This is a genomic window from Nonomuraea ceibae, assembly GCF_019396325.1.
In the GTDB taxonomy this organism is placed as follows: domain Bacteria; phylum Actinomycetota; class Actinomycetes; order Streptosporangiales; family Streptosporangiaceae; genus Nonomuraea; species Nonomuraea ceibae.
Genome location: NZ_JAHKRO010000006.1, coordinates 124,398 through 146,909 on the forward strand (window position 1 = coordinate 124,398; position 22,512 = coordinate 146,909).

Sequence of the window (22,512 nt, forward strand, 5' to 3'; positions counted from 1 at the left end):
CACCACCAATCCCTGGCCGGAAATGCTCTGTTAGTCCTCGCGCCCGATCTCGACGTCCTCCAGCACGGCCAGCGCGTCGGGCACCAGGACGGCGACCGAGTAGTAGGCGCTGACCAGGTAGGACACGACGGCCTTCTCGTTGATGTTCATGAACCTGACCGACAGGCTCGGCTGGTACTCGTCGGGGATGCCGGTCTGGTGCAGGCCGACCACGCCCTGGTTCTCCTGGCCGGTGCGCATGAGCAGCACGGAGCTGGTGCGCCGGCCGGAGACCGGGATCTTGTTGCACGGGAAGATCGGCACGCCCCGCCAGGCGGGCACCCGGTGGCCGTTGACCTCGCTCGACTGCGGGTAGAGGCCGCGCTTGCTGCACTCCCGGCCGAAGGCGGCGATGGTCTGCGGGTGGGCCAGGAAGAACGCCGGCTCCTTCCACACCTTCGCCAGCAGGTCGTCCATGTCGTCGGGGGTGGGCGGGCCGGTGCGGGTGCGCACCCGCTGGCTGAAGTCGGCGTTGTGCAGCAGGCCGAACTCGCGGTTGTTGATCAGCTCGTCCTCCTGTCGCTCGCGCAGCGCCTCGACGGTCAGCCTGAGCTGCTGGTCGAGCTGGTTCATCGGCTGGTTGTAGAGGTCGGAGACCCGGCTGTGCACGCGCAGGACGGTCTGGGCGACGCTCAGCTCGTATTCACGCGGGCTCAGCTCGTAGTCGACGAACGTGCCGGGCAGCACGGGCTCGCCGCTGTGCCCGGACGACATGTCGATCGCGGCCTCGCCGTAGTCGTTGCTGGCCCGATCGCTGGCCGCCTGCCACGCCTCCAGGTGCTCGCGCAGGCTTGGCGAGCGGTCCAGCAGTTGCTGGAAGTCCTCCCGCGACAGCGTCAGCACGGTGGTGGCGGTCTTCGCCTTGGCGGAGAACTCCCATTGGCCGCCGCCGGACAGCAACTGCTCGCCGAGGTAGTCGCCGTCGGCGAGCACGCCCAGGTTCTGCGTGTCGCCGTAGGCGCCCTGGGCCTCCTTGCCGACACGTCCGTGCGCGATGAGCACGAGCTGGTCGACCGGCTCGTCCTCACGCACGATCTCCTCGCCGGGCTCGACCTCCCGCTGGGCGAAGCGGTAGGCGAGCGCTTCGAGGACCTCGATGTCGTCGTAGCCGCGCAGCATGGGCAGTTCGGACAGTTCGGCGGGGACGACCCGGACCTCCGAGCCGGTGGTGCTGAAGGTGATGCGGCCGTCGCCCAGCGTGTAGGTCAGGCGGCGGTTGACCCGGTAGACGCCACCGGAGGTCTGCACCCAGGGCAGCAGCTTGAGCAGCCACCGGGAGGTGATCTCCTGCATCTGGGGCGCGGTCTTGGTGGTCGTCGCCAGGTTGCGCGCGGCGTCGGTGCTCAGGCTGAGCTGGTGCCCGTTGCCGTTGACCGGTGCGGTCGATTCTGTCGTTTCTGTCACGTGCTCCACCAATCAGGAGAAGGTTGGACGTTACTGAGAGGAAAGTTCAGTTACGGTCGGTGACCGTCAGTGGGCAGCACGAAGCGCCCGCCGTGCCCGGGGCCGGTCTAGCTGTCGCGGTGCGCCAGCTCGGCTGCCAGGACGGTGAGCGCGACGCGGGCCTCGGCCTCGATGGCCGTGGCGTCGAGGACGCGGACCGCGGTGCGGACCCGATCGTCGATCATCGACTCGACCTCGGCGAGCGCGCCGGTGTCGGTCATGATCTGGCACACCTCGGCGGCGTGCTCCTCGGTCAGGTCGGGGTTGCCGTGCCAGGCGCGCAGGTAGGCGAGCTGGGCGGGCGTGGCCCGCTGGACGGCGTGCGCGTAGAGGACGGTCTGCTTGCCCTCGCGCAGGTCGTCGAGCGCCGACTTGCCGGTCTCGCCCGACGAGCCGAACATGCCGAGCACGTCGTCACGCAGCTGGAACGCCTCGCCCAGCGGCACCCCGAACTCCGAGTAGGCGCGCAGCAGACCGGCCTCGGCCCCGGCGAGCGCGCCGCCGATCTGCAGCGGCCGCTCCACGGTGTACTTGGCCGTCTTGTAGCGGATCGTGGTCAGCGCCTGCTCGACGCTGACGCCGGCCCGGAGCTGGGCGAGGATGTCCAGATACTGGCCGCTGATGACCTCGGTGCGCATCGTGTCGAACAGGTGGTGGGCCGCCCGCAGCCGGACGGGCTCCACCCCGCACGACGACAGCAGCGTGTCGGACCAGGCGAGGCTGAGCGTGCCGAGCAGGATGCCGCCCGCCCGGCCGAACGCCTCGGCGCCGGGCCCGGAGTGCAGCCGGGCCAGGCTGCGGTGGACCGTGGCCTGGCCGCGGCGCAGATCGCTGCCGTCCATGATGTCGTCGTGGATGAGCAGGCCCGCGTGGCACAGCTCAAGGGCGGCCGCCGCGCTGATGATCTCGTCGCAGTCGTCGCCGCCGGCTCCCCGCCACCCCCAGTAGCACAGCTGCGGGCGGATGCGCTTGCCGCCGCCCAGGATGAACTCGACGAGCAACCGGTAGGCCGCCACCACGTCCGGGTCCGAGACCGGCGCCTGCCACTCGTCGAGGAAGCCGATCAGGCGGTCGTCGATCCGCGGCCCCAGCAAGTTGGGGGTGAAGCTCACCGTCATGGTGCCGGGCTCCTTCTGTCTACCGTTCGCTACCAGTAGTTACTCACCGAATACGGAGGGTGTAAAGCATGTTTACCGGATGGAGTTTTTCCGGACTGAAGAACGCCTGGTCCGAGGGTTTGTCATGACACCTGGAGGCGATTCGCGCTCCCCGGCCTAGGGGTGCTTTGTGGGGGTATGCGGCTCGTGAAGCCGATCCTGAGGAGTTGCCATGAAGGCCGTCACCTGGCACGGCAAGCGCGACGTCCGGGTCGAGGACGTCCCCGACCCGCAGATCAAGGAACCGAACGACGCCGTCATCAAGGTCACCACGACCGGCCTGTGCGGCTCCGACCTGCACCTGTACGAGGTGCTCGGGCCGTTCATGACCCAGGGCGACATCCTCGGCCACGAGCCGATGGGCATCGTCGAGGAGGTCGGCTCGCAGGTCACCACGCTCAGGCCGGGCGACCGGGTGGTGATCCCGTTCAACATCTCCTGCGGCCACTGCCACATGTGCGGCATGGAGCTGTACGCCCAGTGCGAGACCACCCAGGTCCGCGAGCACGGCATGGGCGCCGCGCTGTTCGGCTACACCAAGCTGTACGGCCAGGTGCCGGGCGGCCAGGCCGAGTACCTGCGGGTGCCGCAGGCCCAGTTCGGCCCGATCAAGGTGCCGAACGGGCCGCCCGACGAGCGGTTCGTCTACCTGTCGGACGTGCTGCCCACCGCCTGGCAGGCCGTCCAGTACGCGCACCTGCCCGACGGGGGCAGCCTCACGGTCTTCGGGCTCGGCCCCATCGGCCAGATGTGCGCCCGCATCGCCCGCCACCTCGGCCACCGGGTCATCGGCGTCGACGGCGTGCCCGAGCGGCTGGAGATGGCCCGCCGACACGGCGTCGAGGTCGTCGACGCGAGCGAGACCACCGACGTGCCGGAGGCGGTCAGGCAGCTCACCTCGGGGCGCGGCACCGACTCGGTGATCGACGCCGTCGGCATGGAGGCGCACGGCTCGCCCGCCGCCAAGCTGGCCCAGACGATGACGGGCGCGCTGCCCGACGCGCTGGCCGCCCAGCTCATGAGCCACGCGGGCGTGGACCGCCTCGCCGCACTCAACCAGGCCATCGACACCGTACGGCGCGGCGGCGTGATCTCCGTCATCGGCGTCTACGGCGGTATGACCGACCCGATGCCGATGCTGCGCATGTTCGACAAGGGCATCTCGCTGCGGATGGGCCAGGCGCACGTCAGGCGGTGGGTCGGCGCGCTGATGCCGCTGGTCACCGACGACGCCGATCCGCTCGGCGTGATGGACCTGGCCACGCACCGGGTCCCGTTGCAGCGGGCGCCGGAGGCGTACGAGATGTTCCAGAAGAAGCGGGACGGCGCGATCAAGGTGCTGATCGAACCCTGACCAGCGCGTTTCGTCCCTTTCTGACGGGGCAGGCGGTGCGCCATGAGAGTCGTGGTGGTGGGTGCGACGGGCAACGTCGGCACGAGCGTGATCCGGGCCCTGGAAGCCGACGAGAGCGTGACGTCCATCGTCGGCGTCGCCCGCAGGCTGCCCGGCTGGCGTCCCGGCCGCACCGAATGGGTCAAGGCGGACGTCGTCACCAGCGATCTCGCGCAGATCTTCGACGGCGCCGCCGCGGTCGTGCACCTGGCCTGGCTGTTCCAGCCGACCCGCGACGCCACCGCGACCTGGCGGGCCAACGTGCTCGGCAGCATGCGGGTCTTCCAGGCCGTCGCCCAGGCGGGCGTGCCCGCGCTGGTCCACGCCTCATCCGTCGGCGCGTACTCGCCCGGCCCGAAGGAGGTGCGGGTCGACGAGACCTGGCCCACCCACGGCTACCCGGGGGCCGCGTACGGGCGCGAGAAGGCGTACGTGGAGCGGGTGCTGGACGTGTTCGAGCACGACAACCCGGGCGTCCGGGTGGTGCGGATGCGGCCGGGCTTCATCTTCCAGCGGCAGGCGGCGACCGAGCAGCGCAGGCTGTTCGCCGGGCCGCTGCTGCCGCGCAGGCTGGTCAGGGCGGGCCGGATCCCGTTCGTGCCCGACATCCCCGGGCTCAAGATGCAGATCCTGCACGCCGACGACGCCGCCGAGGCCTACCGCCTGGCCGTCACCAAGCCCGTCACCGGCGCGTTCAACCTGGCCGCCGAGCCGGTGCTCGGCCCGGCCGAGCTCGCCGAGCTGCTCGGCGCCAGGACCGTGCCGATCCCGGCCGGGGTCGCGCGGGCCGCCGTCGCCGCCGGCTGGCACCTGCGGCTCATCCCCGCCGCGCCCGGCCTGCTGGAGCTGGCGCTGCGCATCCCGCTGATGAACGTGGACCGCGCCCGCCACGTGCTCGGCTGGACGCCCAGGCACTCGGCGCCCGACGCGATCAAGGCGCTGCTGGAGGGCCTGCACGACGGCGCCGGCATGGACACCGCGCCGCTCGCCCCCGACAGCGCGCCGAGGCGGCTGCGTGAGTTCGCCACCGGGATCGGCGGGCGGTCGAAGGTGTGAAGCCCGGCTGTCAGGGCAGTGGGGAGCCTTGTGAGGTCCAGAAGCGCGGCCCGCCGATGACGAGGAACGTCGCTAGGAAGCTGCTGCCATGCGCACGCTCATGACCCAGCCCATCAGCCGCCGGGAGGTCACCGGAATCCGGCAGGCCGTCGCCCGGCACGCATCAGGGGCCGGACTGGCCGGCCCGAGGCTTGAGGACTTCGTCCTCGCCGTTCACGAGAGCGTCATCAACGTCGTGACGCACGCCGGCGGGCACGGCACGCTCAGACTGTGGACGGCCGACGGCGTCCTGCGCGCCCAGACCGCGGACCGGGGCTCCGGCATCCCCAACGGCTACGTCGAGGGCCGTCACCGCCCGCCCGACACCTCTGGCACCGGCCGCGGCATCTTCCTGATCAAACGGCTGTGCGACGACGCCGACTTCCACACCGGTCCCTGCGGAACCGTCGTCGATCTCGCCATGCGCCTGCCCCGGCGCCCGTGCGCGTCCCGCCCCCGGATGAGGCGCATCCGCGTCGGCACCGACAGCCACCGCATGCGCTTCACCGCCTGACATTTCACCGCCCGACACGGCCGGAAGCCCGGCCTCCCCGGAAGGTAGGCTGCCAAGCAGGTGGCCCGAGCTCGTAAGGGGATGGTGTCGTGACCGGTGGAGTGAGCACTGCCCCGCCCGAGATGTCCCACCCGGTGCGGCGGATCGGGCGGCGCGAGTTCGACTTCCGGCGACAGGTGGCGATCATGGCGATCGTCAACCGCACCCCCAACTCCTTCCACGACCAGGGCCGGACCTTCGCCCTCGAACGGGCCGTCGAGGCGGCGTCGCGAGCGGTCGAGCAGGGCGCCGACTGGGTCGACATCGGCGGGTTCGCCTTCAGCGCCGCCCAGGCCGAGATCGGCGTCGAGGAGGAGATCGACCGCGTCGTGCCGGTGATCTCCGAGGTGCGGCGCGTCACCGACGCCGTGATCAGCGTCGACACCCACCGCGCGGCCGTCGCCGAGGCCGCGATCGCCGCGGGCGCCGACGTGCTCAACGACACCAACGGGCTGCGCGAGCCCGGCATCGCCGAGGTCGCCGCCCGCACCGGCGTCACCGTGGTCGTCACCCACAGCCTGGGCGGGCCGGGGCGCCGGGTGTTCAGGCCCGACTACGCCGACATCGTCACCGACGTCACCGCCTACCTGCGCGAGCGGGTGGAGGCCGCGCTGGCGGCGGGGATCGCCCCCGACCGCATCGTCATCGACCCGGGCCACGACCTCAACAAGAACACCTACCACTCGCTGGAGCTGATGCGCCGGCTGGACGAGGTCGCCGCCGTCGGCTACCCGCTGCTGGTGGCGCTGTCCAACAAGGACTTCATCGGGGAGAGCATCGGCCGCCCGCAGGGGGAGCGGACCGAGGGCACCATCGCCGCCAACGTGATGGCGATCCTGCGCGGGGCGCGGATCGTCCGGGTGCACGACGTGCCCGCGACCGTGGCGTCCGTGCGGATGACCGAGGCGATGCTGGGCTGGCGGCAGCCCGCCGCCCCGCACCACAACCTCGCGTAGGGAGAAGGGACCAGGGGTGACCGAGCGCAAGCCGGGCGGGATGCAGTTCGAGAGCTGGGTGGACCGGCAGATCAGGGAAGCCCAGGAACGCGGCGAGTTCGACGACCTGCCGGGCGCCGGCAAGCCGCTCCCCGGGGCCGACAAGCCGTACGACGAGCACTGGTGGATCAAGCAGAAGCTGGAGAGCGAGGGGCTGTCGATGCCGCTCCCGCCGAGCCTGCAACTGCGCAAGGACGCCGAACAGGCGCTCGCGGCCGCCGCCGAGGCCAGGTCCGAGGGGGAGGTCCGGCTGATCGTCGACGAGATCAACGACCGGATCCGCGAGGCCATCAGGACCGGGCTGTCCGGCCCGCCGCACAACCTCGTCCCGTACGACGTCGAGCGGATCGTGTCGGAGTGGCGCAGCAGGGGCTGACACATGGTTACAGGGCCCAGGCCGGGGGTTGATCCGGCGGCCTGGGCCCTGTGATCAGGGGTTAGGACAGCGGCGGGTAGGCGTTCTGCACGAGCTGGCGGAACTGGGCCGAGAACCACTGGCCGGAGATCGGCGCGTCAGCGAGCGCGCCGGACATGTTGTGACCGTTGAGGTCGTTGCCGGTGTAGGTCGGGTCGCACATCCGGTCGAACCTCTTGCCCTCGGTGTTCGGGATCTCCTTGCTGGAGCCGTCCGACTCGCCCGGAGGCTTGATCCACACGTAGGCGTCGAAGCCCGGCTCGGGGTTGGCCGTCGGCCGCATCCCGATGCCCGCGCCGCTCTGGTTGCACCAGTTGCCGGCGTGCAGGCGGCGGTCGACGCGCGACTCGTTGACGAAGGTGTCCACGTTGGTCGCGGTGCTCGGGCCGGACGGGCGGGCGCTGCCGCCCCAGCCGTTGCGCGAGGTGTCGACGAGCATGCCGAGCCCGGAGCGGAAGCCCTTGGCGATCAGGGCGTTGCGCAGGGCGGTGGCGAAGGTGTGCTCGTCGACGTAGTAGTTCCAGTCGACCCACTTGGACTGGCGGACCGTGGTGCCGTTCACCGTCGTGTTGATGGTGAAGTGCGGCTCCTTGAGCGCGGAGTAGTTGGCGGTGTTGACGATGAAGCCGTCCACGCTGTCCACGCCCGCCGCGGTGCCGGTGACGGTGCGGTGGAACAGGTCGACCGACGGCTGGAAGTTCGAGTCCCAGCCGAGCCAGGCGTGGTGGGCGGCGTCGACGTAGGTGTAGACGTTGGTGATCGCGTGCAGCTTGTCGAGCGCGTAGCGGACGCCGTCGACGTAGCCGCCGGGGCCGTTGGCCTCGCGGCAGTCGGCGAAGGTGTTGATGTTGGTCACCAGGTTGGGCAGCGAGTCGGGCTCGATGATCGTGACGATGCGCAGGTTGGCGTACTGCGGGTCGTCGAGGATGTCGGCGATCGGGTCGATGTACTCGGCCTTGTAGCGGTTGAAGCCGTTCTCGGAGATGCGGAGCTCGCCGTTGGAGGCCAGGGCGGAGCAGTCGCGGTTGGGCAGGTTGTAGACGACGACCTGGATGGTCAGCGGCGTGGCGCCGTTGGCGGCGTCCTGCCGCACGGCCTCGTCCATGTGCTCACGCAGGCCCAGGGCGTCGCCGGGGCCCTCGATGGCGGCGATGCGGTCCATCCACACGGCGGTCGAGGTGTTGGCGATGGCGGCGCCGCCCGGCTCGGCGGCGGCCTTCGTCGACCAGCTCGGGTTGACGTAGCCGGTGGCTCCGGCGTACGGGTTCTCGACGTGGACGGGGGTGGTGTCGCCGTCGTCGTCGGCCTCGGTGGCGGTGACCGTGCGGGAGGTCAGGCCGGTGGAGGCGACGGTGAACGTCCGGGTGCCGTTGACCTCGTCGGAGTCCTGGGCGGCGGCCAGGGTCACGGTCTGCGGCGTGCTCCAGTTGGCCGTGCTGAACGACAGGGAGGCGCCGGAGCTCACGGTGAGGTCGGCGTCGCCGCTGCCGGCCGTCGTGGTGACGGTGACGCCGGAGGACGGCTGGGTGGCCAGGCGGACGGTGTAGGCGCCGGTGGCGCCCTCGGGGACGGTCACGGACGTCGGGGTGACGATGAGCGACTGCTCCTGGGTGCTGTCGTCGTCGACCTCGGTGGCGTTGACCGTGGTCGAGGTGACGCCGGTGCCGCCGACGGTGAAGACCGCGGTGCCCGCCGTCGTGTCGGCGTCCTGCGCGGCGGCCAGGGTGACCGTCTGCGCGGTGTTCCAGTTCGACGGGGTGAAGGTGAGCGAGGCGCCGGAGGTGACGCTCAGGTCGGCGTCGCCGCTGGTCCGCGAGGTGCTGACGGTCACGTTCGAGGAGGGGGCGGCCGACAGCTTGGCGGTGAAGGTGGCGGTGCCGCCCTCGTTGACGGCGACGGAGCTGGCGGAGGTGACGACCGCGGGGGTCTCACCGCCGGGGCCGCCGCAGGTGGTGCCGTTCACGGTGAACGTGGTCGGGTTGGGGTTGGTGCCGGACCAGGTGCCGTTGAAGCCGATGGTGGTGCTGGCCCCGGTGGCGAGGGCGCCGTTCCACGGCATGTTCTTGGCGGTGACCCGGGTGCCCGACTGGCTGATCTCCGCGCCCCACCCGCTGGGGGTGTACTTCTGGGTGGTGGTGGGGAAGTCGAAGGCCAGCGTCCAGCCGTTGAGGGGGTCGCCCAGGTTCTTCAGCGTGAGGTTCGCGGTGAAACCTCCCTGACCAGGGCTGGATGTCCACGAGTTGGGGGTGTACACGACGTCGCAGGAGACCGCGGCGTGGGCGGCGGTCGTCTGCCCGGCGACGAGACCGGCGGCCGCGACACAGGTGGCTGTCGCGGTGACGGCCCATCTCCGAAGGCCGCGTAGGAGTTTCACGGATCATCATCTCCTGTGGTGAGTGGGAGCGCTCCCATAGTGGGCGGCCATTCACAAATGTGTACAGCGACCGGTGGCCCGCCGAGGCCCCGGCGGGCCACACGCTCGCGCGATGCCAGGCAAGCACCGTGAAACTTTCATGCCACGCAGGCAGGTGAGAGGAAATCCGGCCGTCACCCGGACGCCATTTCGTTGACATCTCCTCCTCGCCGAAGCGCACAATGCGGCATGGGAGCGCTCCCACCCCCCTACTCCCATGGAGAAACCGTGAGTCACAGACCCCGCCCCTTCCTCACGCGCCTGGCCAGGCGGTTATCCGCGGCCGCGGCGCTGGTCCTGGTGGCGAGCACCACCACGGTGCTCGCCCAGACCCCCGCCAGCGCGGCCGTCGCCTGCGAGGTGACCTACACCGCCAACCAGTGGAACAGCGGCTCGAACCAGGGCGGTTTCACCGCCAGCGTGGCCATCAAGAACCTCGGCGACCCGCTCACGAACTGGACGCTGACCTTCGACTTCCCGACCACGGGACAGAAGTACGACCAGGGCTGGAGCGCCACCTGGAGCCAGTCGGGCACCCGGGTGACCGCCAAGAACATGCCGTGGAACGGCGCCCTCGCCACCGGGGCCAGCACCTCCATCGGCTTCAACGGCTCCTGGACCGGCAGCAACCCGGCCCCCACCTCGTTCGCGATCAACGGCACCACCTGCGGCGGCGAGGACGACAACGAGGCGCCCACGGTCTCCCTGACCTCGCCCACGGCCGGCCAGACGTTCACCGCCCCGGCCACCGTGCCGATCGCGGCGACCGCCGCCGACTCCGACGGCACGGTCTCCAAGGTCGACTTCTACCAGGGCTCCACCCTGCTGGGCACCGACACCAGCGCGCCCTACACCTACAACTGGCAGAACGTGGCCGCGGGCAGCTATTCGATCACCGCCAGGGCCACCGACAACGACGGCGCCACCACGAACTCCGCGCCCGTCGGCATCACCGTCGGCTCCGACAGCACGCCGGCGCTCGTCGTGAGCCCGCAGTCCGTGGCCGTACCGGAGACCGGCACCGCCACGTTCTCCGTCAAGCTCTCGCGCCAGCCGGCCGCGAGCGTGACCGTGAACACCGCGCGGGCCAGCGGTGACGCCGACCTGACCGTCAGCGCCGGGGCCGGCCGCACCTTCACCACGGCCAACTGGAACACCGCCCAGACCGTCACGCTGTCGGCCGCCGACGACGCCGACACCTCCGCCGGCACCGCGGTGTTCAGGGTGAGCGCCACCGGCTACGACCCGGTCGACGTCACCGCCACCGAGGCGGACGACGACCTGCCCGGCGGCGACAACGAGTACATCCAGCGCTTCACCGAGATGTACAACGACCTGCACGACCCCGCCAACGGCTACTTCTCGCCCGAGGGCGTGCCGTACCACTCGGTGGAGACGTTCATGGTCGAGGCGCCCGACCACGGGCACGAGACCACCTCCGAGGCCTACAGCTACTACCTGTGGCTGGAGGCGGTCTACGGCCAGGTGACCGGCGACTGGACGAAGTTCAACGACGCCTGGGAGTCGATGGAGACGTACATCATCCCGGCGACCAGGGACCAGCCGACGAACTCCTTCTACAACCCGGCCAAGCCGGCCACGTACGCGGCCGAGCACCTGGAGATCAGCAACTACCCGTCGCAGATCGACCAGGGCGTCAGCGTGGGCTCCGACCCGATCGCCAACGAGCTGCAGACCGCGTACGGCACCCGTGACGTCTACGGCATGCACTGGCTGCTCGACGTGGACAACACCTACGGCTTCGGCCGCTGCGGCGACGGCACCACCAAGCCCGCCTACATCAACACCTACCAGCGCGGCCCGGAGGAGTCGGTCTTCGAGACGATCCCGCAGCCGTCCTGCGACACCTTCGCGCACGGCGGCACCAACGGCTACCTGGACCTGTTCATCAAGGACTCCTCCTACGCCAAGCAGTGGAAGTACACCAACGCCCCGGACGCCGACGCGCGCGCGGTGCAGGTGGCGTACTGGGCGCTGACCTGGGCCAAGGCGCAGGGCAAGGCGGACCAGATCTCCGCGACCGTGGAGAAGGCCGCCAAGATGGGCGACTACCTGCGTTACGCCATGTACGACAAGTACTTCAAGCAGCCGGGCTGCACCAGCCCGTCGTGCCCGGCCGGCACCGGCAAGAACTCCGCCAGCTACCTGCTGTCCTGGTACTACGCCTGGGGCGGCGCGACCGACTCCAACGCCGGCTGGGCCTGGCGGATCGGCTCCAGCCACAACCACTCCGGCTATCAGAACCCGTTCGCGGCCTGGGCGCTGTCGAACGTGGCCGAGCTGCGGCCGGAGAGCGCGACCGGCGCCACCGACTGGAGCACCAGCCTCACCCGGCAGCTCCAGTTCTACACCTGGCTGCAGTCGGCCGAAGGCGCCATCGCCGGCGGCGCGACCAACAGCTGGAACGGACACTACGCCACGCCTCCGGCGAACCTGCCCAAGTTCCACGGCATGGCCTACGACTGGCAGCCGGTCTACCATGACCCGCCGTCGAACCAGTGGTTCGGCTTCCAGGCGTGGACCATGGAGCGGGTGGCCGAGCTGTACAACGTCACCGGCAACGCCGACGCCAAGGCCCTGCTCGACAAGTGGGTGGCCTGGGCGCTCGACAACACCACGGTCGGCGCCGGCGGCGACTACCAGATCCCGTCCACGCTGCGCTGGACCGGCCAGCCGGCGGGCAACTTCAACGCCACGTCCGGCATGCCGCCGGCCAACCCCGACCTGCACGTCGAGGTCGTCAACCACACCCAGGACGTCGGCGTGGCCGGCTCCTACGCCAAGGTGCTGATGTACTACGCGGCCCGGGCGAACCACGCCGAGGCCCGTGACACGGCCAAGGCGCTGCTCGACGCCGTGTGGGAGAACCGCGACGACAAGGGCGTCTCGGTCGAGGAGACCAAGACCGACTACCAGCGTATCGACGACCCGGTCCACGTGCCCGCGGGCTGGACTGGCACGATGCCGAACGGCGACCCGATCAACTCGGACTCGACGTTCCTGTCGATCAGGTCCTTCTACGAGAACGACCCCGACTGGCCCGAGGTCAAGGCCTACCTGGACGGCACCGGGCCGGCTCCCACGTTCAACTACCACCGCTTCTGGGCGCAGGTCGACGTGGCCGTCGCCCTGGCGGAGTTCGGACGGCTCTTCCCGTGAACAACCCGCTCGTGAAGAGGGTCGCCGCCGTCGCGGCGGCGGCCCTCGCCGTGCCCCTGATCGTCGCCGCGCCGCCCGCCTCCGCCGCCCCGGCGTTCGCGTACGGCGAGGCGCTGCAGAAGTCGCTCTGGTTCTACGAGGCCCAGCAGTCGGGCGAGCTGCCCGATTGGAACCGCGTCAACTGGCGCGGCGACTCGGGCCTCGACGACGGCGCGGACGTCGGCCTGGACCTCACCGGTGGCTGGTACGACGCCGGCGACCACGTGAAGTTCGGCTTCCCGATGGCGTTCTCCGCCACCATGCTGGCCTGGGGCGCGGTCGAGTACCGCGACGCCTACGCCGCCTCCGGCCAGCTCACCCATCTGCTCAACAACCTCAGGTTCGTCAACGACTACTTCGTCAAGGCGCACCCGTCGCCCAACACGCTCTACGGCCAGGTCGGCCACGGCGGCAGGGACCACGCCTGGTGGGGCCCGGCCGAGGCCATGGCGATGGACCGGCCAGCGTACAAGATCGACGCGTCGTGCGGCGGGTCGGACCTGGCGGGCGAGACGGCGGCGGCGATGGCCGCCTCCTCGATCGTCTTCCGGCCGACCGACCCCGCGTACGCGGACAAGCTGGTGACGCATGCCAAGCAGCTGTACTCCTTCGCCGACACGGTCAGGAAGAAGTACAGCGAGTGCATCACCGACGCCCAGGGTTACTACAACTCCTGGAGCGGGTTCACCGATGAGCTGGTCTGGGGCGCGATCTGGCTGTACAGGGCCACCGACGACCCGGCTTTCCTGACCAAGGCCGAGTCGACCTACGACAGCCTCGGCACCGAGCCCCAGACCTCCATCAAGTCGTACAAGTGGACCATCGCCTGGGACGACAAGTCCTACGGCGCCTACGTGCTGCTGCACAAGCTGACCGGCAAGCAGAAGTACCTCGACGACGCCAACCGCTGGCTCGACTGGTGGACGGTCGGCGTGAACGGCTCGAAGGTGCGCTACTCGCCGGGCGGCCAGGCGGTGCTGGACCGGTGGGGGTCGCTGCGGTACGCGGCCAACACGGCGTTCGCGGCGCTCGTGCACAGCGACTCGATCAGCGACGCCACGCGCAAGGCCCGTTACCACGACTTCGCGGTGCGGCAGATCAACTACGCGCTCGGCGACAATCCGCGCAACTCCTCGTACGTGGTCGGGTTCGGCACCAACCCGCCGAAGGCGCCGCACCACCGGACCGCGCACGGCTCGTGGACGGACCAGATATCCACACCTGTGGAAAGCCGTCACACGCTGTACGGCGCGCTCGTCGGCGGGCCGCCTGACCCGGACGACGCCTACACCGACAAGCGGGACGACTACGTGATGAACGAGGTCGCCACCGACTACAACGCGGGCTTCACCAGCGCGCTCGCCCGGCTCTACAAGGAGTACGGCGGCGCGCCGGCGGCGGGCTTCCCGGTCGCCGAGACGCCCGACGGGCCGGAGATCTTCGTGGAGGCCGGGGTCAACGCCTCCGGCACGAACTTCACCGAGATCAAGGCCATCGTGCGCAACCAGTCGGGCTGGCCCGCCCGGGTGCTGTCCGACGGGTCGTTCCGCTACTACTTCACGCTCGACGGGTCGACCACCGCGTCGCAGATCACGGTGTCGTCGGCGTACACCCAGTGCGCGGCGCCGACCCTGCACGCGGCGGGCGGCAGCACCTACTATGCGGCCATCGACTGCTCAGGGCAGGACATCGCGCCCGCCGGGCAGTCGCAGCACCGCCGTGAGGTGCAGTTCCGCATCGCCAGCGCGGGCACCTGGGACCCGGCCAACGACTGGTCGTACCGGGGCATCCCGACCACGCCGGGCACGACGCCGGCCCGTACCTCCAACATCACGCTCTACAGCGGCGCCACCAAGATCTGGGGCAACCCGCCGGGGCCCGAGGAGGAGGACGACACCCCGCCCGGCGCTCCGGGCAAGCCGGCGGTCTCCGCGATCACCGGCTCCACGGCCAGGCTGTCGTGGACCGCGGCCACCGACAACGTCGGCGTCAGCGGCTACGACGTCTACCTGGACGGCGAGAAGGCGGGCACCGCGCCGGGCACGACCTTCGAGCTGACCGGGCTCGACGCCGACACCGAGTACACGGTCCACGTGGTGGCCAGGGACGCCGCAGGCAACAGCTCCGAGCCGTCGGCGAGCACGTCCTTCGCCACCACCGACACGCCGCCGCCCACCGGCGGTTGCACGGCGACGTACAAGCTGGTCAACTCCTGGAGCGGCGGCTATCAGGCCGAGGTGACGGTGAAGAACGCCGGCACGTCGGCGATCGGCGGCTGGACGGTCTCCTGGGCGCAATCCGGCACCGTCAGCCAGCTCTGGGGCGGCAAGCACAGCCAGTCCGGCGGCACGCTCACCGTCGGCAACGAGGCATGGAACGGCGCGCTCGCTCCCGGCGGGACCGCCTCCTTCGGCTTCATCGCGTCGGGCAGCGGGGCGACCCCTGACCCGATCACCTGCACCACCGCCTGAGAACCCGGGTCCCGCCCTCCCCGGTGGGGGGCGGGACCTCCCAGCGAAAGGCACCACATGAGATCCCGGCTCGCCGCGCTGGCGGCACTCCTGCTCCTCCCCGTCGTCCTGATCGCCTCTCCCGCCCACGCCGCGACCGGCCTGCACGTCAGCGGCACGAAGATCGTCGAGAAGGGCGGCCAGGAGTTCGTCATCCGTGGCACCAGCCACGCCCACACCTGGTACACCTCGCAGACCCGGGCGTTCGCCGACATCAAGTCGCTCGGCGCCAACGCCGTCCGCGTGGTGCTCAGCGGCGGGCGCTGGACCGCCAACGGCGTCGCCGACGTGGCCAACGTCGTGTCCCTGTGCAAGCAGAACAAACTCATCTGCATCCTGGAAAATCACGACACGACGGGCTACGGCGAGCAGAGCGGCGCCGTCACCCTCGACGCCGCCGCCGACTACTGGATCAGCGTCAAGAGCGCCCTGGTCGGCCAGGAAGACTACGTCATCGTCAACATCGGCAACGAGCCCGTCGGCAACAACGCCGTCACCCCCGGCTGGGCCGCCGCCACCACGGCCGCCATCCAGAAGCTGCGCGCCAACGGCTTCGACCACGCGCTCATGGTGGACGCCCCCAACTGGGGCCAGGACTGGCAGTTCACCATGCGCGACAACGCCCGGGCCGTCTTCGACAGCGACCCGGACAAGAACACGATCTTCTCCGTCCACATGTACGGCGTCTTCGACACGGCAGCGGAGATCACCTCCTACATGGACGCCTTCCGCACCGCCGGGCTGCCGCTGGTCGTCGGCGAGTTCGGGCACAACCACTCCGACGGCAACCCCGACGAGGACACGATCATGGCCCAGGCCGTCAGCCGCGGCCTCGGCTACCTCGGCTGGTCGTGGAGCGGCAACGGCGGCGGCGTCGAGTACCTCGACCAGGTGACGAACTTCGACGTCGACCAGCTCACCCCGTGGGGCCAGCGGCTGTTCAACGGCGCCGACGGCATCGCCGCCACCGCCCGCGAGGCCGCGATCTACGGCGGCGGCGGCCCGGACGACACCACCCCGCCCACCGCCCCGGGCGCCCCGGCGGCCTCCGGCATCACCACCACCGGCGCCACGCTGACCTGGACCGCCTCCACCGACAACGTGGGCGTCACCCGCTACGACGTCCACGACAGCGGCGGCGCCCTGCTCGGCAGCTCGGCCACCCCGTCGATCAGCCTGACCGGGCTCACCCCCGGCACCGGTTACACGGTGTACGTGCGGGCCAGGGACGCGGCGGGCAACCAGTCGGCGCCCTCACCCACCACCGCGTTCAGCACGCTCCCCGGCGGCGGCGAGGGCGACTGCGAGGTCACCGCGACCGTCGGCAGCCAGTGGGGCAACGGGTACGTGGTCTCGCCCGTTTCGGTGACCGGCACCGGCTCCGGCTGGACCGTCACGTTCACCCTGCCCGCCGGGCACACGATCGTCGGCTCCTGGAACGCCGCCGTCACGGTCGACGGGCAGAAGGTGACGGCCAGGAACCTCGGCTACAACGCCTCGCTGCCGGCCTCGTTCGGCTTCCAGGCCAGCCGGCCCAGCGGCTCGACCAGCGTGGCCTCCGGCTACGCCTGCGCCGGCTGAACCCCCGCACCACGCCCCCTGAGGAGGTGAGGCCCGTCCCCCTGCTGTGAACCGCCCCTACGACACCATCCCGCCCGGATGGCGTGAACGCGGCCGGCCCGGAGAGTCCTCCCCCTCTCGCCGGCCGCGTTCGACCTGCCCGCTAACGCGCCTCGGTGAACCGCCGGCGTGCCGCCTCGATCACCTCGTCATCGGCGAACTCGGCGAACGCCTCCTCGTGCAGGCGCGGCGGGATGACCAGCCTGACCCGCTCCGGATAGCCGGCGCCGGGCTCCGGCACCCGTACCTCGACCGGGTCGTGCAGGCGCACGGCCAGCGGGCCCGACACGCGCACCGACATCGCCCACTCGGCGCCCGCGCCGGTGATCGCGCACATGTGGCGGGCGTAGACCCACCGCACCTCGGACACGGTGGCGGCGTTCTCCGGCGCGACGCCGAACGGCTCGACGGCGCACACGACCCGCCCCGCGTCCTCACCGAACTCGTGGCCGTGCTCGTGGTGCTCGGCCGGGGACGACTTCTCCAGGATCTCCGTCACCCGGGCGGCGAGCGGCTCCCTGAGCTGCGACGGCAGCCCGGGCCGCCACAGGTTCGCCGCCACCGCCGCCCCGGCGACGGAGGCCACGACCACGGCGGTGACGGCGATGACCCGTCCCCGCCGCGCCCGCGGCCTCCGCATGTCTTCCAGCATCCCGATGACCTACGCGGGCGTGCAGGTCAGCGCGGGCACGGGACTCGGCACGCTGCCCGTGCCGTTGAAGCCGAATGTGGTGGAGCCGTTCGGCGCGATCTGCCCGTTGTAGGAGGCGTTCTTCACCTCGACCGACGGCGGCTGGCCGCTCAGCACGCCGTTCCAGGGCGAGCCTTCGAAGCCCTGGCCGCCGCTGAAGGTCCAGTTGACCTTCCAGCCGTTGATCGCGGTCGTGCCGGTGTTGCGGACGGTCACCTCACCCTGGAAGTGGCCGGCCCAGCCGGTGTCGGTGGCGCGCAGCGTGGCCGTGCAGCCCCCGGGAGGCGGCGGGTCGGTCGGGGTGATGGTCGGGTCGGGGCTGGGGCTGGACGTGCTGCCGCCGGGGCCGACCCCGGTGACCTCGCCGTTGCCGCCGTCGAAGGTGACGTCGGAGCAGCTGTAGAAGTTCTCGTTGCTGTCCGACCTGATCCAGTGGACGAAGATCATGTGCCGGCCGCTCTTGCCCGAGGGCAGCTGCACGTTCCAGTAGTAGTAGCTGAGCCCGCCGGGCCCGCCCGACTGCGGCGGGTTGCTGACGCTGCCGAACTGCTCCAGGTCGGACCACTTCAGCGGGGCGTTCGGGTTCCAGCCGTTCTTGGTGACGTAGTAGACGAACGAGCCCGGGTGCGCGGCCCAGTTGCTGTGCCGCATGGTGATGCTGGCGCCCGACGTCAGGTGCGTCAGCGGCCAGTCGTTGCGCACGGCGTTGTAGGCGGTGAAGTCGTACGGGCCGCCGGTGCCGGCGCTGCAGATCTGGCCGTCGGGGATGAAGCCGGTGGTCCGGCCCCCGGCGTCGGAGCGCAGCACCGCGAACCAGTTGTAGAGCGGCGTGGTGCCACTCTGCGCGACGGCTGCCGCGCAGGCCGGGTTGTAGGGCTGGATGGCGCCGTTCTCGCGCAGGCCGTCCTGCCAGCACAGGAACGTGCGACTGCCGGGGAACATGGTGACGCCGTGCGCCTGGGCCGGGACGACCAAGGCCGCGGTGATCAAAGCCAGGGCCGCGGCGACCGCCACGGCCGCCGAACGGAAGACTCTCATGGGTGATTCCTTTGCTCGCATGACGAAGGAACCCGCCACGACCCGCCCGCCCGGCAGCACTCGCGTGGCCGCATTACAACACGTCTTCACTTCGTTCGACAACGTGGCGTGAAACTTTCAGCCGATCACCGTGCAGGTTTCCCCTGGTGCGCGCTGTGACGGCCCGGCCCGCCGCCCCCGGCCGGTTGCCGGGCGTCCGGACGCTGGCGAATCCTGCGTGCCATGAGGCGCTTATACCTGTTCGTCGGATTCCTGCTCGCCACCTTCATCGTCGCCGCCCCGGCCGAGGCCGCGCCGGTGATCTGCGAGAAGTACGGCTCCACGAGCGTCCAGAGCGGGCGCTACATCGTCCAGAACAACGTCTGGGGCGCCGACACGGCCCAGTGCATCGACGTGGACCAGAGCGGCGGCTTCACCGTCACCCAGTCCGCGCACAACAACTCCACCAGCGGGGCCCCGGCCGGCTACCCGTCGATCTACGCGGGGTGCCACTACGCCAACTGCACCACCGGCAGCGGCCTGCCGATGCAGGCGAGTGCGAGCGGCTTCGGCAACCTGCGCTCCAGCGTGCGCATGACCTATCCGGGCAGCGGCACGTACAACGCCTCCTACGACCTGTGGTTCGACCCGACGCCGCGCACCGACGGGCAGAACACCGGCGCCGAGCTGATGATCTGGCTCAACCGGCAGGGCTCCATCCAGCCGATCGGCAACCGCGTCGGCACCGTCAACCTGGCCGGGTCCTCCTGGGAGGTCTGGTTCGGCAACATCGGCTGGAACGTCATCTCCTACGTCCGCACCTCCCCGGCGACCTCGATCGACTTCGCGATCGACACGTTCTACGCGGACGTGGTCAGCCGAGGCTACGGGCAGCGCTCCTGGTATCTGACGAGCGTCCAGGCGGGCTTCGAGCCGTGGATCGGCGGCGCGGGCCTGGCCGTGGACGACTTCTCGTTCACCACCACGGGCGGCGGCACCGACACCACCCCGCCGACCACCCCGTCGGGCCTGCGGACCGCGAACACCACCGCCACGGCCACCACCCTGTCGTGGAACGCCGCCACCGACTCGGGCGGCAGCGGCCTGGCCGGCTACGACATCCTGCGCTCGACCGGCGGCGGCGCCTACACCCAGGTCGGCACCACCGCCTCCACGTCGTTCACGAACACCGGCCTGGCCCCCGCCACGACCTACAGCTACCGGGTCCGCGCCAGGGACGGCGCCGGCAACACCTCGCCGGAGTCGGCGGCGGTCACGGCCACCACCCTGCCGGGCAGCGGCGGCGGCGACTGCGAGGTCACCCCCACCACCCAGACGAGCTGGTCGACCGGCTACGTCATCCAGCCGGTGACCGTCACCAACGGCAGTTCCTCCGGGGCGAGCCGCTGGTCGGTCACGTTCACGCTGCCCGCGGGCCACGCGATCGCGGGCTCCTGGGGCGCGACGCTCACCACGAGCGGCCAGACGGTGACGGCCACCAGCCTGCCCTACAACGGCACGCTGGCGCCCGGCGCGAGCACCACGTTCGGCTTCCAGGCCACCCGCCCGGCGTCGAGCACCCAGCTCCCCTCCGGCTACACCTGCGCCTTCTAGGGCGCCCGCCGGGCGGCGGTGATCTCGTTGAGCGACACCTCCAGCGCCGACCGGCACCCCGGGGTCAGCCTCCCTTCGCGCTCGCGGTCGGTGAGCTTGCGGCGCAGGGAGGCCAGCCCGGTCTCCTCCTGGCCCGGCGTCACCAGCACGCCGCGCAGCACCTGCTTCAGGTCGAGCGCCACGTCACCGTCGGTGGCCCCGCACACGGCGGTCTCCAGCGCGCTGTGGAACCCGTCGACCGCCTGCCGCATGGTCCGCGCCTCGACCGGCGGGCTCTCGGACCCGGGGAACGGCTCGGCCTGCGGGATCGGCTCGGACCGCGTGAACAGCTCGGACTCCGGGAACGACGCCGCGGCCGTGGGCGAGGGGCCCGCCTCCGGCCCGGCCCGTTCGGCGGGGGGCTGGAACCACACGAGCACCGACATGGCCAGCGACGCGGCGACCGACATGACCGCCGCCGCGCCCACGACCGCCAGGCCCTTGCGCAGCCGCCTGGGCAGCGTGAGCGCGGCGGCCAGCGCCGTGGCCACCTCGTCGGCCGTGGGTCTGCGGGCCGGGTCCGGGTCCAGGCAGCGCTGGCAGAGCGTGGCGACCGCGTGCGGCGCCCCCGCCGGGCGCGGCGCCGGCGAGGTGCGGCGCGCCGCCTCGATCTCCTCCCACGTGGTCTCCGGGTACGGGGTCCGCCCGGTGATCATGGTGAAGAGCAGCACGCCCAGCGCGTACACGTCCACGGCCGGATGCGTGGGCGCGCCGTCGAGCCGCTCCGGGGCGACGTACGGCGGGGTGCCGCGGTCGTCGTCGGGGTCGCCGGCCCAGGCCGCGATGCCGAAGTCGAGCAGTTTCGGCCCGTCGGCGGTCAGCAGCACGTTCTCGCCGGTGACGTCGCGGTGCACGAGCCCGCGCGCGTGCCCGGCGGCCAGCACGCGGGCCAGCCGCACGCCGATGGCCGCCGCGCGCGGCCACGGCAGCGGCCCGCCCGCCACCCGCTCGGCCAGCGGCGTGCCGTCGAGCAGCGGCATCACGACGTAGGCCGCGACCTCCCCGTTGGCGGTCACGGCCTCCCCGTAGTCGTAGATCTCGATCGCGTCCGGATGGATGAACCGGGCGGCGGCCCTGGCCTCGCTCCGCGCGCGCATCCGGTCGACGAGACCGGTCTGCAGGGACGAGGTCAGCACCTTGACGGCGACGACCCGCTGCAGCGACTGGTCGAAGGCCCGCCAGATGACGGACATGCCGCCGGTGGCCAGCGGGTCCAGCAGCAGGTACCTGCGGGCGAGGATGTCCCCGGGCTCATGCCGAGTCACGGATGACCAGTTCCGTGGGGAGGATCGGGTCGATGCCCGTCGTTCCTGACAGCAGGAGCCGGGTGGCGATGGTGGCGACCTCCTCAACGGGCTGGCGGACCGTGGTCAGCGTCGGATTGGTGTGCCTGGCGACGGGCGCGTCGTCGAACCCGATCACCGCGACGTCGGCGGGCACCCGGCGGCCGGCCCGCCGCAGCGCCTGGATCGCGCCGGCGGCCATCAGGTCGGAGGCGGCGAACACCGCGTCCAGGCCGGGAGCGTGGCGCAGCAGCCACTGCATGGCGTGGGTGCCGGAGGCCGCGGTGAAGTCGCCGTAGGCGACGGGCACCTCGGCCATGCCGGCCTCGCGCAGGGTGCGGACGAGCCCGTCGAGCCGGTCGCGGGCGGCGGGCAGCGACGGCGGGCCGCCGATGGCCGCCACGGCGCGGCGGCCGGTGAGCAGCAGGTGCTCGGCCGCCTGCCGGCCGCCGTCCTGGTTGTCGACGTCGGCGAACGGGAGCTTGAGGTCGTGGGGCGGGCGGCCGATGTTGCGCACCGCGATGCCGGAGGTGCACAGCTTGATGGCCAGGGGATGGCGCTCACGGGCGCCGATGAGCAGCACCGCGCCGGACAGCGTGGGCAGCGTGGACGAGGCGGGGTTGACGGTCGTCACCATCAGATGGGTGCCGTGCTCGGCGACGACGGCGCCGGTGGCCGACAGGAGCCGCGCGTAGTACGGTTCGGAGAATAATCGCGGCAGATGATCGCAGACGACCGCGGTCACGCCTGTCGCGGCGGCTCTCGACACCGATCCCCTGGGGGCTCGTTGGCGCACGTAACCCATCCGGGACACCGCTTCGTAGACCTGCCTGCGGGTCGACGTGCTGACCCGGACGGAGCCGGTGAGAACTCGGGAGGCGGTTGCCGGGGAAACCCCAGCGGCCGCCGCGACCTGTGCCAAAGTGGGCTGCTCGGACATTCTCAGCACCTCGCGCCGAAGATCCCTGGGAGCGCTCCCACGTTATCAATGTTTCGCCGCCGTTAACAGGCCCTCT

At 71.1% G+C, this 22,512-nt stretch carries 16 protein-coding genes; 9 read left to right on the forward strand and 7 right to left on the reverse strand.

The genetic code is table 11. The annotated features are described in order from the left end of the window. Positions 1–30 precede the first annotated feature (30 nt). Both KME80_RS06730 and KME80_RS06735 read right to left on the reverse strand, forming a co-directional pair. Positions 31–1,443 (reverse strand): family 2B encapsulin nanocompartment shell protein, encoded by a 1,413-nt coding sequence (locus KME80_RS06730; protein ID WP_219501516.1) that lies wholly within the window; start codon positions 1,441–1,443, stop codon positions 31–33. Positions 1,444–1,550: 107 nt separating this feature from the next. Beyond that, on the reverse strand, positions 1,551–2,600 hold the full coding sequence (locus tag KME80_RS06735) for a polyprenyl synthetase family protein (protein WP_219501518.1): 1,050 nt from the start codon (positions 2,598–2,600) through the stop codon (positions 1,551–1,553). A 211-nt stretch (positions 2,601–2,811) separates the two neighbouring features. Here KME80_RS06735 and KME80_RS06740 point away from each other — a divergent pair, with 211 nt between their 5' ends. From KME80_RS06740 to KME80_RS06760, 5 genes are all read left to right on the forward strand, one after another. Next, positions 2,812–3,993 (forward strand): zinc-dependent alcohol dehydrogenase, encoded by a 1,182-nt coding sequence (locus tag KME80_RS06740; protein WP_219501519.1) that lies wholly within the window; start codon positions 2,812–2,814, stop codon positions 3,991–3,993. 42 nt (positions 3,994–4,035) lie between these two features. Beyond that, on the forward strand, positions 4,036–5,088 hold the full coding sequence (locus KME80_RS06745) for an NAD-dependent epimerase/dehydratase family protein (protein ID WP_219501521.1): 1,053 nt from the start codon (positions 4,036–4,038) through the stop codon (positions 5,086–5,088). An 88-nt stretch (positions 5,089–5,176) separates the two neighbouring features. Beyond that, positions 5,177–5,641 (forward strand): ATP-binding protein, encoded by a 465-nt coding sequence (locus KME80_RS06750; protein ID WP_219501523.1) that lies wholly within the window; start codon positions 5,177–5,179, stop codon positions 5,639–5,641. A gap of 89 nt (positions 5,642–5,730) precedes the next feature. Further along, the gene (gene folP / locus KME80_RS06755) at positions 5,731–6,636 is read left to right on the forward strand and encodes a dihydropteroate synthase (protein ID WP_308125633.1); all 906 of its coding nucleotides are present in this window, start codon (positions 5,731–5,733) and stop codon (positions 6,634–6,636) included. 16 nt (positions 6,637–6,652) lie between these two features. Further along, positions 6,653–7,051: a DnaJ family domain-containing protein gene (locus KME80_RS06760; protein ID WP_219501525.1), complete on the forward strand. Its 399-nt coding sequence runs from the start codon at positions 6,653–6,655 to the stop codon at positions 7,049–7,051. A gap of 61 nt (positions 7,052–7,112) precedes the next feature. Here the strand turns inward: KME80_RS06760 and KME80_RS52620 are convergent, their stop codons facing one another. After that, a complete protein-coding gene (locus KME80_RS52620) occupies positions 7,113–9,464 on the reverse strand; it encodes a glycoside hydrolase family 6 protein (protein WP_308125634.1) in 2,352 nt (783 codons plus the stop codon). A 267-nt stretch (positions 9,465–9,731) separates the two neighbouring features. Here KME80_RS52620 and KME80_RS06770 point away from each other — a divergent pair, with 267 nt between their 5' ends. Genes KME80_RS06770 through KME80_RS06780 form a run of 3 tightly spaced genes read left to right on the forward strand, consistent with a single transcriptional unit; the run spans position 9,732 to position 16,813 of the window. Then, positions 9,732–12,683, forward strand: a complete 2,952-nt coding sequence (locus tag KME80_RS06770) for a glycoside hydrolase family 48 protein (protein WP_308125635.1) — start codon at positions 9,732–9,734, stop codon at positions 12,681–12,683. An 11-nt stretch (positions 12,684–12,694) separates the two neighbouring features. Continuing rightward, positions 12,695–15,193: a glycoside hydrolase family 9 protein gene (locus KME80_RS06775; RefSeq protein WP_308125636.1), complete on the forward strand. Its 2,499-nt coding sequence runs from the start codon at positions 12,695–12,697 to the stop codon at positions 15,191–15,193. 57 nt (positions 15,194–15,250) lie between these two features. Further along, positions 15,251–16,813, forward strand: a complete 1,563-nt coding sequence (locus KME80_RS06780; RefSeq protein ID WP_219501530.1) for a cellulase family glycosylhydrolase — start codon at positions 15,251–15,253, stop codon at positions 16,811–16,813. 142 nt (positions 16,814–16,955) lie between these two features. On the opposite strand, the gene KME80_RS06785 is transcribed toward KME80_RS06780, so the two are convergent. Further along, entirely contained in the window at positions 16,956–17,492 is a 537-nt protein-coding gene (locus KME80_RS06785; protein WP_219501532.1) for a hypothetical protein, read from the reverse strand. A gap of 21 nt (positions 17,493–17,513) precedes the next feature. Then, positions 17,514–18,581: a lytic polysaccharide monooxygenase gene (locus tag KME80_RS06790; RefSeq protein WP_219501549.1), complete on the reverse strand. Its 1,068-nt coding sequence runs from the start codon at positions 18,579–18,581 to the stop codon at positions 17,514–17,516. A 222-nt stretch (positions 18,582–18,803) separates the two neighbouring features. Between KME80_RS06790 and KME80_RS06795 the strand changes: the two genes are divergently transcribed. Next, on the forward strand, positions 18,804–20,174 hold the full coding sequence (locus KME80_RS06795) for a glycoside hydrolase family 12 protein (protein WP_219501550.1): 1,371 nt from the start codon (positions 18,804–18,806) through the stop codon (positions 20,172–20,174). Here KME80_RS06795 and KME80_RS06800 read toward each other — a convergent pair. Both KME80_RS06800 and KME80_RS06805 read right to left on the reverse strand, forming a co-directional pair. Continuing rightward, a complete protein-coding gene (locus KME80_RS06800) occupies positions 20,171–21,478 on the reverse strand; it encodes a serine/threonine-protein kinase (protein ID WP_219501551.1) in 1,308 nt (435 codons plus the stop codon). The genes KME80_RS06795 and KME80_RS06800 overlap by 4 nt on opposite strands. Beyond that, on the reverse strand, positions 21,465–22,436 hold the full coding sequence (locus KME80_RS06805) for a LacI family DNA-binding transcriptional regulator (RefSeq protein WP_219501552.1): 972 nt from the start codon (positions 22,434–22,436) through the stop codon (positions 21,465–21,467). Before KME80_RS06805 ends, KME80_RS06800 begins: the two co-directional genes overlap by 14 nt. Positions 22,437–22,512: the final 76 nt, after the last annotated feature.